This is a genomic window from Rheinheimera baltica, from assembly GCF_030731985.1.
GTDB classification, from domain to species: domain Bacteria; phylum Pseudomonadota; class Gammaproteobacteria; order Enterobacterales; family Alteromonadaceae; genus Alishewanella; species Alishewanella baltica.
Genome location: NZ_JAPJDY010000004.1, coordinates 267,482 through 281,844, shown reverse-complemented (window position 1 = coordinate 281,844; position 14,363 = coordinate 267,482). Strand labels below are relative to the sequence as shown.

The 14,363-nt window shown below is 45.6% G+C and carries 9 protein-coding genes; 4 read left to right on the top strand and 5 right to left on the bottom strand.

Going from position 1 to position 14,363, the window contains the following annotated elements; genetic code table 11:
- Positions 1-156: 156 nt before the first annotated feature.
- Positions 157-864: a SapC family protein gene (locus tag ORJ00_RS08745; RefSeq protein WP_306139592.1), complete on the bottom strand. Its 708-nt coding sequence runs from the start codon at positions 862-864 to the stop codon at positions 157-159.
- 287 nt (positions 865-1,151) lie between these two features.
- Here ORJ00_RS08745 and ORJ00_RS08740 point away from each other — a divergent pair, with 287 nt between their 5' ends.
- Entirely contained in the window at positions 1,152-2,639 is a 1,488-nt protein-coding gene (locus tag ORJ00_RS08740) for a tetratricopeptide repeat-containing sulfotransferase family protein (RefSeq protein ID WP_306139591.1), read from the top strand.
- A complete protein-coding gene (locus ORJ00_RS08735; RefSeq protein WP_306139590.1) occupies positions 2,629-3,645 on the top strand; it encodes a sulfite exporter TauE/SafE family protein in 1,017 nt (338 codons plus the stop codon). Before ORJ00_RS08740 ends, ORJ00_RS08735 begins: the two co-directional genes overlap by 11 nt.
- A 10-nt stretch (positions 3,646-3,655) precedes the next feature.
- Here ORJ00_RS08735 and ORJ00_RS08730 read toward each other — a convergent pair whose 3' ends face one another.
- The 4 genes from ORJ00_RS08730 to ORJ00_RS08715 form a co-directional block, all read right to left on the bottom strand.
- Positions 3,656-5,161: a tryptophan halogenase family protein gene (locus ORJ00_RS08730; protein WP_306139589.1), complete on the bottom strand. Its 1,506-nt coding sequence runs from the start codon at positions 5,159-5,161 to the stop codon at positions 3,656-3,658.
- 96 nt (positions 5,162-5,257) lie between these two features.
- Positions 5,258-6,823, bottom strand: coding sequence for a tryptophan halogenase family protein (locus ORJ00_RS08725; protein ID WP_306139588.1), 1,566 nt, complete (start codon positions 6,821-6,823; stop codon positions 5,258-5,260).
- Between the two features lie 2 nt (positions 6,824-6,825).
- Positions 6,826-7,533, bottom strand: coding sequence for a SapC family protein (locus tag ORJ00_RS08720; protein WP_306139587.1), 708 nt, complete (start codon positions 7,531-7,533; stop codon positions 6,826-6,828).
- Positions 7,534-7,638: 105 nt separating this feature from the next.
- Positions 7,639-10,230: a TonB-dependent receptor gene (locus ORJ00_RS08715; protein ID WP_306136801.1), complete on the bottom strand. Its 2,592-nt coding sequence runs from the start codon at positions 10,228-10,230 to the stop codon at positions 7,639-7,641.
- 453 nt (positions 10,231-10,683) lie between these two features.
- Here ORJ00_RS08715 and ORJ00_RS08710 point away from each other — a divergent pair, with 453 nt between their 5' ends.
- On the top strand, positions 10,684-11,709 hold the full coding sequence (locus tag ORJ00_RS08710) for a LacI family DNA-binding transcriptional regulator (RefSeq protein WP_305975488.1): 1,026 nt from the start codon (positions 10,684-10,686) through the stop codon (positions 11,707-11,709).
- A 357-nt stretch (positions 11,710-12,066) separates the two neighbouring features.
- Positions 12,067-14,292: a GlyGly-CTERM sorting domain-containing protein gene (locus tag ORJ00_RS08705; RefSeq protein ID WP_306139586.1), complete on the top strand. Its 2,226-nt coding sequence runs from the start codon at positions 12,067-12,069 to the stop codon at positions 14,290-14,292.
- Positions 14,293-14,363: the final 71 nt, after the last annotated feature.

The following is a 14,363-nucleotide window of genomic DNA, read 5'->3' as shown; positions in this document are numbered from 1 at the left end:
ACGGTTAAAACATAACCGGACAAAGCAGTCACTGACAACGCTGTCATTTGGGATGATATGATTGTATTTTAACCAGGTCAATAAAAAGTTTAAATTTGACTGCCAATCATTAAGTAAGAGCAGGCAGCAGTGAAGTACTACTGCCTGATAGGAGCATTAACCCGCTTCAGCTATGCGCTTAACCAGTTTCTGAGTATGCTGTAGCGACATCAATTGCGCGTAAATAGCAGCCAAATAGCCGTTTTTACGTAATTCTAAAAACACATCATCACTAAGTTCGTTCAGCTTTTTCTCATCGACTAGAAAAATACCATTTATACGACGATCTTCGTTATTAACATTCAGCGTAAGCACTTGTTCGTGAATCAGCTCTAAACTCACCAGTCGCTCAACAAAGGTACGGGTCCGCTGTCCCATATCAACATATTCAGCCATCTGCTGCTTACGCTGAGTTAAAAATTCGCTCTCACTACCATCAGCATTAAACAGCTCGAATCCTTCGTCTGAACCAACACGCTCAGAACTCTCGTCTAAGCCGATTAACAAGCGCTCATTATCTGCCTGATCTCTGACCAACAATAACGGGTAGTGACGCACTGCACGTGGTACATAAAGCGCCTGCCACTTATTATCTTGTAAGAACAAGTTTTGCTTCGCCGCCAAGCCCAACATAGCAACTGGCTGATAAGTATCATTATTTTTAATAAATACAATTGGAAACTCAGCACCGGCAACAGCAAACTCGTGAACAACAACTGGCAACATGTGCTCATCGCTGATATGAGAAAAGACATTAGTATTATTAATTTTAGTCGTTGCGTGATGATTTTTGTCTAACGGCACTATTTTTTGTGTTGAAGTCATAAACTGCTCATTATTCTGTTCTAGGATTTGAAAAGTGCTGATGGCAATAATGTGGTTCTAATTCCATACGCCTTAAGCCACCAGCAGTGCGGGCTTATCATGCGCTAAGTCGGAAACAGGATCAACCACTGCATTATAAACACAGGGTTTGCGCGCAACAATACATTGAGTTTGCATAATATTTTGTTTATGCAATTACGTTTGACAACGTTGTCATATCGCTATACAACTCGTTACTACGAATATAGACACAACACACTACTACCTACTGTAGGAATTTCGTTGTTATGCTTGCATCGCTTTCGGCAGAAGAATCAGCAACTATCGCCACCGCGCAATTGGCATGGCGCCGCGGGCAGACTGACCTAGCACAACAACAGCTTAAGACTCTGCTGCAACAAGCCCCATACTGCCAGCCAGCCTATGAAATGATGTTTGCCTTACTAGGTTCTGCACGACAATATCCAGCACTGTTAACGTTGGCAGAACATGCCAATAGCCTGATGCCACAATTTATTGCGGCAACCTTAGCGAAAGTAAATTGCCTGCGAGCGCTGCAACAGCATGAACGTGCCATCGCAGAACTAGCCCCGCTGCTAAAAACTGATGCGCCAAAGGCCGATTGGTTTATGCTTAAAGGCTTATTACTGAAAGAAATTGGTCAGTTTTCAATGGCACTTGTCAGCTTTAATCAGGCATTATCATTTGACGAAAAATTATACGAGGCCTATTGGTTGCGTGCTGACACCCTGAATAAACCCTCCAAGGTCGACATTAACCAGATGCAACAGCAACTGGAGCATTGCACCGATGATCGCGGTTATGCACAGCTTTGCTATGCGCTTGCCAGAGCGTTTGAAAAAAACCAAGATTTCAGTGAAAGCTTTAGCTTTTTAACCCGCGGTGCTAATGCCAAACGTCGAACCTTACGCTTTAACATCGAGACAGATGTTGCTGAACATCAGCATATTGCCCGTGTTTTTAATAAAACAATAACCTCAACAGCAAACTCGCGGCAGATTTCAACCCCGGTGTTTATTTGCGGCCTGCCACGTTCAGGCACCACCTTGGTTGAGCAGATACTGTCAAGCCACCCTGATGTCAGCGCAGGTGATGAGCTATTTGAACTAGCACAAGCGACAGCTGATAGCCTACCGGCACAATTGAACCAGATTAAATTCCCATTGTGGGCAGAACATGCAGATACTGCCGTTTACCAAACAATAGGACAGCGCTATTTGCAGTTAACTGAGCGTTTGCAAAAAACGCCCTACTTTACTGATAAAATGCCGTTAAATTACAAAGCTATAGGCGTTATTCGCCAGGCTTTACCACAAGCAAAAATTGTATACTGCCAGCGCCACCCGATGGACACCGTGTTCAGTTGCTATAAGCAGTTATTTGCCGACGGCATCGCTTTTAGCTATCAACTGGATGAACTGGCAAGCTACTACAGATCGCATCACAATTTAATGCAGCACTGGCTAGCGCTATATCCAAACGATATTATTGTGGTGACCTATGAGCAATTAGTCAGGCATCAAGAACGTGAAACACGTGAGTTATTGTGTCATTTAGGGCTATCGTGGGATCCAAGTTGCCTGCAATTTCATAAAAATAGTCGTGCCGTGTACACTGTAAGCAGTACTCAGGTTCGTAAACCGTTGTATTCTCAGAGTATTGGATACTGGCAGCATTATGCTGAGCAGCTGCAGCCAGCGGCAACGCAACTGCAAGACCTTATTGACATTTATGAGCAAAGCTATGCGCTTTAAAGCTTTAAAACCGTTACTTCCCTGGCTACTTGCTTTAGGCGTTTTTTATGCTGTTTGGCTGTATTTGGTGTTGGGTTTGGGTTACTGGCAAGAAACTAAAGCACATTGGCCCATTGCGCTTGCAATGGCAATTGGTAGCTATGCCGCAGGGTCCACGCCTATGGGTGGCGGTACGGTAGGTTTTCCTGTGCTGGTACTGCTGTTTGACTTACCGGCAACCTTAGGACGTGATTTTAGTTTTGCGGTACAAGCTATCGGCATGACCAGCGCCAGCATTTTCATCCTGGCCCGGCGGCAGCCCATTGCCTGGGCCATGCTTAAAGGCGCTATGCTCGGCAGCTTAATAGGCACACCATTAGGCATTTGGTTTATTGCCCCTTATATACCTGAGTTATTGATTAAACTAGTGTTTGCTGTTGTCTGGGCCAGTTTTGGCTTATTGCATTTATATCGACTACAAGAAATTGCCCAGCACCATGGTATGACAGAGTTTAACGAGCGCTGGGATTTTCGTGCCGGCATTTGGATTGGTTTATTAGCGGGTAGTACAGTTGCAGCCGTAACGGGGGTTGGTATTGATATGGTGCTTTACACTGCGCTGGTACTGTTATGTCGCACAGATCTTAAAATCGCCATCCCCACCTCAGTAATTATTATGGCGTTCACCTCAGTACTGGGTGTCATTGTAAAAAACCTGATCACCGGCATGCAACCGGGCGTATTTGATAACTGGCTGGCTGCAGCACCTGTTGTGGCACTAGGTGCTCCCCTGGGCGTGTATATTGTGGCGCTGGTTGGCCGAAAACCAACATTACTTGTAGTGGCATTTTTATGTGTGCTGCAATTTATCTGGACCATGTATGCGGAATTTTCACGCCTTGGCGCCGTGGGTATTACCTTGTCGTTAATAGCGGTATTGCTATGCTTGCTTGGTTTTGAAAAGCTGCGGCAAAAAGGCGCATCACTAGTGCAATACCGGACACAAAGCCAGTTAAAACACGAATAGCAATATCGCACTATCCGCCAATACCGGCGAGATATTGCTGATGCGTCATGGTCATATTCAAGGCTTGCTGCACCCGCTGCTGCAACAGACTGAACGGCTTTTGTGCCGCATCACCCAACTGCATCTGCAATGCGGGATAATGCTGCATACCATACAAAACAAAACGATAATTTTCATCGGTGAAGGTGGTGGCAAAACCGCCTGCTAAGTCATGATACTCACATATTTTGTGTTGCCACAGCGCCAGTTTTTCAACCAAACCATCACATGTTGCTGCAGTCTTGGCAGCGTTGCGCCAAAACTCGGTGTCGTCACGGTTGGTCAAACAATAATGCAGCACAATAAACTGTTTTAAATCGTCATAAAAACCGTTCATTGTTTTGTTATAAGCATCACGCACAGGCTGTGCAATAACCCCGGTGTTTAAATGTGTGCCAAGTAAACGCACCCCTAAATTTATCAAATGTAAGCCAGTTGACTCCAATGGCTCAATAAAGCCACCTGACAAGCCTATCGCAATACAATTTCCCAGCCAAAACGTTTTACGACACCCTACTTTCATATGTAAATGGCGGGTTTTTAATACCTTTGACTCTGGGCCTAAAAACTCCCTTAGCTCTTGCTCAGCTTGCTCTGGGGTTAAACGGTTACCATCGTAGACGTAACCGGTGCCCTGACGTGACGATAAATCAATTTGCCACACCCAGCCATTGCTCAACGCGGTTGCCGTGGTGTAAGGCTTAGGCGTATACCCTTCGCCATGTTCGCGCTGCAACGCCACAGCACGGTTACAAGGCAAGGCATCGGCAAAGCTCTGCCAATTATCCTTTTGTAACGATTCAATCAACAGGCCAGAGAAGCCCGTAGCATCAATAAACACATCGGCGGTGTAAGTATTGCTGCAAGAGCATACTGCCGATATATTGCCATCAGAGGTAATAACGCGGCTAATGGTATCCTCGATATAGTTAACGCCGGCATCGATGGCATGTTCACGCAGATAGCGAGCCATCAACACCGCATCCAGGTGATAGCCATAAGGTACAACGCCCTGATAAGGTAGCGAGCGCTCAGCTTTAGGGCTCTTTAGCGATTTAATCAGGTGAGCACTTAAGCTCACACCTTCATCGTAACGCTCTTGTTTGTAACGGGCGGTGAGTAACCAACTGCTTGAGATATCTATATCTTGTCCCAGTTGCTGCTGCTCAAACGGATGAAAATACTCGTGCATCTGCCCCTGCACCGGTTGCATCCAGTTGCGAAACAAAATACCGGTTTTTAACGTACCATGTGAACGCCGCATCAGTTCCGCTTCGTCCAGCCCCATGGCGGCAAAGAAGTAACGAATACTATGCACCGTAGCTTCACCCACACCGATAATGCCGATATCAGGGCTTTCGATTACGCTGATAGCAAAGTTTATCTGCTGACTGTTAAAGTACTTATTCAGATAGATCGCCGTCATCCAGCCTGCAGCGCCGCCGCCAACAATGGTGAGTTTTTTTGCTGTTTGCATAGTTATTTTATTCTTCGCTTAGTTTGTTCTTCGCTTAGTTTGTTCTTCGCATAGTTTATTGTTCGCATCGCCAAGTTATTCCCAATGCAACCTTAATTAGATAGCAGACAGCCCATATTGCTTAATGCGCTCAATTAATTGGCGATGTGGCAATAATACCTGCAGGGCTTGCTTTAAATACTGTTGATTGCTGGCAACTAACTGCGACGCACGTTCATGTTGCACTAACCGGTGACGCAGCATGCTAATGTCAGTATCAAAGTGCATGCCGTAAAGCACATACAAATAATTGTCGACATGGAAAATATCGAACCGGCCCGGGAAATCGTAAGCACTGGGTACCTGACACCGCCACTGCGCTAACTTATGTTGCAAACTAAGCGGAATGGTATTTTCATCACGATTGTCACGCCAAAATGCGCTGTCTTGTCGGTCAGATAAACAGTAATGCAGTTTAATAAAATCAATAACATTGCCCCAGGCACTGCGCACATGCTGATTAAACCGCGCCGCCGCGAGGCCAAACTGCTGAGAGTGCGCGGGTAAGGTATCGGCCAGCATTCGGGCACAGGCGTCATACACCAATAGCCCCGTCGCTTCTAGCGGCTCGACAAAACCTTGTGACAAACCAATCGCCACACAATTTTTTTGCCAAAAGTGCTCGCGATACCCTACATGCATTGGGATTTGCCGGTAACTTAGTGCATCGGCGCCTTTACCGATATAAGCCCGTAAAGCCGTTTCCGCTTCAGCGCTACTGCAGTATTTACTACTATAAACATATCCCACACCACGGCGTGTAGGCAGGCCTATATCCCAAATCCAGCCCGCAGATTGTGCTGTTGCCAATGTACTACTGGCAATGGGCGCCGAGGGATCGGTGTAAGGTACCTGTACCGCAATCGCACTATCACAAAACAACACGTCGTTTTTGGCAATAAATTTTACGCCCAGCGCCTGGCCAATTAATAAAGCCTGAAAACCGCTGCAGTCGACATATAAATCGGCTGTTAGCTTGCCCGATGTGTCGGTGTCTATAGCTGCAATAGCACCATCTGCACTAGTTTCAACCTGCTTTACATTGGCTTTAATATGGTGCACACCCAGTACGTTAGTGCCATGTCGGGTAAGCAGTGCAGCAAACTTTGCTGCGTCCAAATGATACGCATAGTTAGTTACGCCATCATATTCTGGCTGGGTAATCAGCTTGGGAGCCAAACCAAGATCACAAATCCGGCTTTGGATACCCAGAGTATCAGCATAAGACTGCTGACGTTGGGACAGCAGCCAATAAGGTGTCAGTTTAAAGTCTTGCCGCTCAGGGTAATCAAATACATGATGGTAGTAATGCGTTTTTCCTGCGGTAGGTGCCATCCAATCGATAAAGCGGATACTTTGCTTAAAAGTGGCATCGCAATGGCGAATTAAATCGGTTTCACTGATACCAAGATACTGCAAACTCTGCCGGATAGCGGGCACGGTGCCCTCGCCCACACCAATGGTCGGAATGTCAGGTGACTCAACTAATGTCACCTGAACCGCAGTGTGTTCCTTACAGTTAAGCGCCTTTGCCAGGTGACACGCGGTTAACCAACCTGCCGTGCCGCCGCCAACCACTAAAATATGCTTTACGGCGCCATCAGCGCTTGCAGATGTTGTCATGGTTACTCGCCTTGCTTGGCAGCCTTTTTCACCAAGCGTTCAATATTACGTAGCGACATTAAATGCGCATAAATTGGCGCTAAAAAGCCACGCTGGCGTAAACTTGAAAAGCTGTCTGTGTCTAACGCATTAAGCTTATCTTCGTCTAGCAAATACAGACCGTTTAATTCCTGCTTATTTTGCTGCACTGTCACGGTTAGCTTCTGTGGTACTAGCAAATCTAGTTCTGTGAGGCTGGTTATAAAGGCAGCGGTAACTTGAGTGAACTTTAGAAAATCAGCTAGTTTTTGCTTACGTTGTTGCAAAAAATTTGTTTCGTTGCCGTCAGCATCAAACAAGGCATCACCCTCACTGGCATTCAATAAAGTTGAACTCTCATTAACGCCAACCAGCAATTGTTGCTCATCATTCGGATCTTGGATCAACAGTAAAGGGTAATTACGCACCACCAGAGGTACTGCATCCGCCTGCCAACCCTGTTCGCTGAAATAGAGATTTTGCCCAGTATTTAGTCCGGATAGCAAAACCGACTGGAATGCGCCTGTTTCAGCGTTTTTGACAAACACAATGGCATATTCTAATGCCAAAGCCGTAAACTCATGCACGACCACAGGCAATAAATGTTCTGTTTTAACCTGAGGATAACGTGTATCGCTTGCCAGCTTAAACGTACCATGCACTTCTTTTGTTATGGGGGTAATAGCGTTCATACTTCGCGCTCTTGTTCTTCACAGGTATGAATAACATACACTGTTGTTTATAGACGAAAAAGGGAAGTGCATGCACTTCCCTCATTATTTACTTAGCGGTTTCCGTTAAAAACGGAAACTTGCACCTACAGAAATACGGCGCGCTAAGTCATATTGAAACACAGGGAACTGCCAGGCAAAACCATTGTAGTTGTTGCCTGCAGCGCTGCGGTTCTGACCAATTTGCTTAGAACCTTCTTCCAGTAAATTAACCGCATCGACTTTAATGTCGATATTGTCAGTGACTGACCACACAATGCTCATATCCAGCGAACCGTAATCATCGTGCAAACGGTTACCATATGAACCGGCTTCACGGATCATATACTCACTACGCCAGTTATATGACAAACGGGCCTGGAATACGTCATTTTCATAATAACCACTGAGGTTATATGAGTGACGCGAGCTGTCGCTCAGTACCGGGTTTAAATCGGCAAAGGTGTCGGCATCAGTTGATGTGTCGGTATAGGTATAGTTAACTATGCTACCAAAACCATTGCCGAAGTCTTGCTGGTACTGCAATTCCATGCCCGTAATTTGAGCATCTTTACCGTTACCTTTCTCTTCGACTATCCAACCAAAGCCACGTTCATCTTCACGTACCAGCTCAAATGGGATCTGATCGGGTGTTGCAGTGCTCGTGCTAATATTAACGAAGTTCTTCACATCTTTGGCAAACAACGCCGCTGACAGTAGCGAGTTGGCGTTGAAGTACCATTCAATACCCAAATCGAACTGGTCGCCAACGAACGGTTTTAAACCAATATTACCTACAATCCAACGCTGATTGTTTGGCACATCATCATCAATACCCATCACATTTGGGTTTACATACATATCAGCATACTGTGGACGCGCCATAACACGGGCTGCCGACGCACGCACAATTACGTCCGGTGCAACATCAAACGCGATGTTAAAGCTTGGCAAGAATTCTGCGTAGTCAGCGCTGCTTGAACCCTGAACGCCATCTACGAAATATGTCGATTTCGCATCGGTTGTTACATAACGCAGACCAAAGTTACCGCGGATACCTTCAGTGCTGAATTTCGCCATCGCGTACATGGCATAATTGTCTTCATCAATTTCGCTGTACGCGCCTAAATCTTCAGTTTCACCAACAATACTAGAACGAGCCCACGCTTTTAACGCATCAGGATCAAACCGTATCATTTGGTAGTTTGCCGTACCAATGTCAAACGTACCGGTGTTTAAACCGTCGGTAGAAATAACCGGGTTAAAACCATCAGCCTGAATAAAATCAAATTTGCGACTCCAGGTATTGTGTTGCGATACCTTGGCGCCAAATTTAACGGCATTTATTGGGCCGTAATCTACGTCAAAAGTTATATCTGCCTGAGCATAGGTTTCTTCATCACTTTTTGGTGTACGATTAAAGTTGGCACCTGTCCCCATGGCTAACGTACCCGGATCATAGTTTGTTAAATCGAAACCATTCACATCCCAGGTTTGTACATTGCCGGTAAAGTCGTATGAGCCACCTGGAATCGGTGTGCCGCCAGTACCATCTTCCAACACCATTTCAAAATCAGTACCACCGGTAGAAGAGGTATCACCCAGCTGGAATTCAAGTAAGTAGTTCTCACCCTGATAATCTACTTTTAAATCGAAAACTTTCGATTTCATTGTCGCTTCACGCGGACGAGCCTGCCAAAATGCCACATTTAATGGGCCTTTAACCGGTGTTCTGGTATCTAAACCTGGGTAGGTTGTCCACGCTTCAGTCGCTGAAGTATCACCCCAGGTCGTATCTGCCTGGGTAAGCCATAAGGCGAAATTGGTATTGTTTGCTGCCATTTGCATATCCATGGCATTAAAAACAATGTTCAAAGCATCTGTTGGCCGATACTGAAAGGTTGCAGTTAGCGCGGTGCGTTCACGGTCTTGTTCAAAACCTACCGGACCTGCGCCCCACTGCCAGAAAGCTTCATTACCCTGGCGCTGCAGGCTGCGGTTTTGTAAAACGCCTGCGACTAACACACCAAAGGTTTCGTCATCGTTTTTCCAGCTACCTAAGCCAGAAAACATTGGGTCAGTCTCGCCTGAATCCGTTTGATATGCAGCTTCAACCGACGCATAAGCGGTCAGCGCGTCCAGATCAAGTGGCTTGCGGGTGTTAACAATAACCGTACCACCAACGCCACCTTCAGCTAAGTCAGCTTGAGAGCTTTTATAAACTTCCAAATCGCCAACTAATTCAGAAGGTAATAATTCATAGTTGAAGCTACGTTTTGCCGGTTCCAAAACAAACCAACCGGTAGAAGCCACATTCTGGCCGTTGAGAGTGGTAAGCGTTAAATCAAGACCTGCACCACGAATCGACACACCCGCGCCTTCACCAAACTGGCGCTGAATTGTGATACCTGGAATACGCTGCAGTGACTCCGCAACGTTCTTATCTGGAAATTTACCCAGATCTTCCGCAGTGATCATATCAACAGTGCCATCATTAAAACGCTTAGCGTTTAAGTTGGCTTCCTGTGATGCACGAATACCACGTATCTCGATTACTTCAACTTCTTGTGCTTTCTCAACTTCATCGGCGGCAAATGCTGGCATTGATAATGCTGCACTGCCCACCAACAAACCCAGTTTCACTGCTAAGGCACATTTATTTATTTTATTGTGCTGCATATGCTTCTCCCGTTCCTGATCTGTAATTTTGATGTTTCACTTCCCGGACACCCTATGACAACGCTGTCATTGGAAGTCAACATACACAAAAAAAATTACCATTGCAAACCAAATACGACGAAATTTTAAACGAAAATTGTAAGCGAAGCTGAACAATCATAATAAGGTAAGAAAAACGGCCAAAGAATTAACACAGGTTGACATTACTCAACAAATTAAAAATTAAATCATAAAAATCAACAATTTAAACCATCATTAAGCCATGTTAGAGTGTCCAGTTGTATAAGCTAACGTATTTTTTTAAAATTAGTAATTGCCGTTTAGACAAAAAAAAGGTATCCATTAGTTCAAAACGATACAATTATTGACTAGCGCTGTCATACTTTCTCTAAGTTAAAGGCCGAACAGCGTAGTTATATACAGCACCGTCAGTTTCGGGGGGCAACTAACAGCATGAAAATAACCATCAATGATGTCGCACGCCACGCCGGCGTGTCCATTAAAACGGTATCCAGGGTAATGAACAATGAGCCCTCAGTACGAAAAGACACTATTGATAAGGTAATGGCTGCCGTTAATGCACTGCAATACCAACCGAATGCGGCAGCACGCAATTTGGCCAGTAGTCGCTCGTTCAGTATTGGTTATATTTACGATAACCCGAACGCCTATTACGTTATTGATATGCAGCGAGGCTTACTAGATGCCTGCCGTAAACATGGTTATGAACTCCTTATTCACCCCACCAATGCTAAATCACCCGATATCGTGCAGGAAGTTATCGATTTAGTGCAGCACTCTCGTTTAGCTGGGCTGGTATTAACACCGCCATTTTCTGAAATGCCCTCTATTGCAGAGGCGCTGGAAAAAATTGGAGTGCATTTTGTCCGCATTATTTCCGGCTCTACGCCGTCACCCAAGCTTAGTAACTGCGTGTTAATAGACGACTTTACTGCAGCATTTAAAATTACTAACCATTTGCTAGAGCTGGGCCACAGCGAAATTGCTTTTTTATGTGGTGATGAAGAGCATAGCTCCAGTGGTGAGCGTTTAGCCGGGTATCAGGCCGCACTGGCCAAGCGAGGCATTGCCGCTAACCCTAAATTTATTGTACCGGGTAGCTATTCATTTGAATCGGGTGTGAAAGGCGCGCAAAAACTGATGGAACTGAGTAAAAAGCCCAGCGCCATTTTTGCCTGTAACGATGAAATTGCCGCCGGTGCCTTGTTTAGCGCCAGGTTGATGAATATAGCCATACCACAGCAATTGGCTATTGCCGGCTTTGAAAATAGCCCGTTTTCGCGCCAAACCTGGCCACCTCTAACTACGGCACACCAACCAAACGTGACCATAGCGCAACAAGCAGCCGAGTTGTTATTTCGTCATACCAAGCCCAACGCTACCAAGACGTTATCAGACAAACAACCAGTGTTTATTCCAGAGCTAGTGGTACGCGAGTCTACCGCTGTCAGCGAGTAACAAGAAAGCGAGAAAAGGAGTGGCGCTAATCAAGCTCCACCCCGCTCTGCCCTTTGCCTGCCTAATCGGAATTTACCCAAACGCACACCCAACGCATGTTCTATTTCAGCTCGAAAACGCTCGCTATCATAAGCACTATAATTAACGGGTTAGCTCACCTCCAAACATCGCAACCTACCAGAATCTCGTTACTAAAATTTCTTATAGGCTTCCATAAATAACTATTTAGTATTTAACCATTTACAATTATTATTTAACCGGTTTCTACACTTGGTACACGTTGCCTCAACATTGGTATGCCGTGGTTGCTGGTGAAATCGTTTAATGGGTAAATAACTAATAATAACAGGGAACATTATGTCGTTTATATTTTCACGCCAAGGCGGCTTATTGCCAGCATTGTGCGCACTTGGTTACCTTTTAATTCCTTCAGCCTTGCAAGCCGCAGATAACTGCACTACACCTAACTGGATATTCCAACCCAGCAACAACTTATATAATTCTGCTGATGAAATTGCCTTACTGGATGGCGGTAATGTTGTTATTTATGGCAACGAACGTGATGCCAATAACAACATTTTGTTTCGCCAGTGTGAAGTTAAGCAGCGGGATAAGGTCATCAAAATACCGGTATTTATGGTGGACTGGGCCGACTATAACCCCGCTACCGACAGTAGCAACCCGAATAACCCAAATGCACAACCCATTAATGGCTATCAACCGCGTACACCTGAAGAAGTTAGTCAGTTTTTAAACCACAGCAACACCTCCGTGGCTAAATATTTTCGTGATATTAGTGGCGGCCGTATTCAGCTGGAGTTTGTGGTATTTGGCTGGTTACGCTCCTCTGACGAGGGCGCAGTACTGAAGAACCGTCAGCAGTATATTACGTTAAATGAAACAGATAACCGCTACTATTGTGATCAGGGGCAGGTGTTTAGAGACGCCCTGACCGATGCCTACCTTAAACACGGTTTTTTACCAGAAAACTTCGATGTTAATGCCAATAACCGGGGCCACAATGAACTGTTAGTCAATGGTGCGGTACTGCTGTATGAAGGTGGACCAGGTTTATGCTCAGGGACCAATTTGAGCATGGTCAATGGCCTTGGCAGTTTTCCGCCAGGTGTTATTGCCGAGCAAGCCGCGCTATTCCCATTCGCGTTAAACAGCCTGGCACGCGAGGATGATGCGCAAACGTCAGTATTGGCTGCACTGTCTGCCAACCTGCGCGTGTACAACAACATCCCAGAAACAGACGTTGCTGCCAATGGCATGTATAGCTGGACCCATGAACTGGGCCATTGGTTATTGGGTTTTGCTGATTATTATTATGATAAGTTCAACATGGGCTACTATGCGTTATCAGCCCAGCCTGCGGATACGTCACTGGCGACACACCCCTCTGCGGTGGAAAAGTGGCTGTTTGCCAAATGGTTAACACCGACAACGGCACAACAAAACGGCACTTACAACCTGACCAGCCATGATATTGCTGATGGCACTGATTATATGGCTGATAAAGTTTATCTGCATAAGCATCTACTTAATGGTGATGATAGCCATTTTTTGCTGATAGAAAACCGCTGGTTTGATAAGGCCGGTAATACGGCATCAGCATGGGCAAAAACATCAGACCGAGACTCAGAGCAGTTGCAAAGCGGCCTGCAAATTACCGAAGTTAACCTGGCGCTTGATACCTTAGCCAATGATCCACAGCTAAAACGCCACACCAAAGCCTCACAGGCTGTTAATGCTTTAACAGAGGCCTGGCAGCAAGGCGACAGCTTCTATCAGTGTTTTAGCAATAATTACTGTATACGCCTTGATAATATCGGCGCTGCCAACGAGCAAGTGAGTTATCGTTTAAGCGCCGGAGTCGATTCAGACCTGGATGGTATGCCGGATGACTATGAAATTCAGCAGGGGCTTGATCCGCAAAGCGCAGCTGACGCCGCCCTTGATAAGGACGAAGATGGCTTAACTAACTTGGAAGAGTATCAGCTGGGTACCTTACCAAGCAACGCCGATACTGATGCAGACAGCATGCCGGATGGCTGGGAAGTAAAATATAACCTTAATCCACTAACAAACACCGATGCGGCAACAGATAGCGATAATGATGGTTTAACTGCCTTACAGGAGTTTAGCGCTGGCACCAAACCAAACAACGCGGATACCGATGCCGACGGCATGCCGGATGGCTGGGAAGTGCAATACAACCTTAACCCACTGGCCAGCACCGATGCTTCAACAGATAACGATAATGATGGTTTAACTGCCCTACAGGAGTTTAGCACTGGCACCAAACCAGATAACACGGATAGCGATGCCGACGGCATGCCAGATGGCTGGGAAGTGCAATACAACCTTAACCCATTAAATGCCAGTGATGCCTCTTCTGACTCTGACAGCGATGGCTCAACAGCACTGCAAGAATACAAGAACAACACTAACCCTTTAGTTAGCAATAATGCGAAAGATGAGACTAAGAGTAAAGAAAGTTCAGGTGGCAGTTTCTCGGTATGGTTATTATTGTTACTTGGTATAACATACCTACAACATAGGCAGTTCATACGCTAAGACAAAAGCAAAAGACCTCATTATAAGGTTAATACCGGTCAGTTAAGCTGACCGGTATTACACCTAAGTGC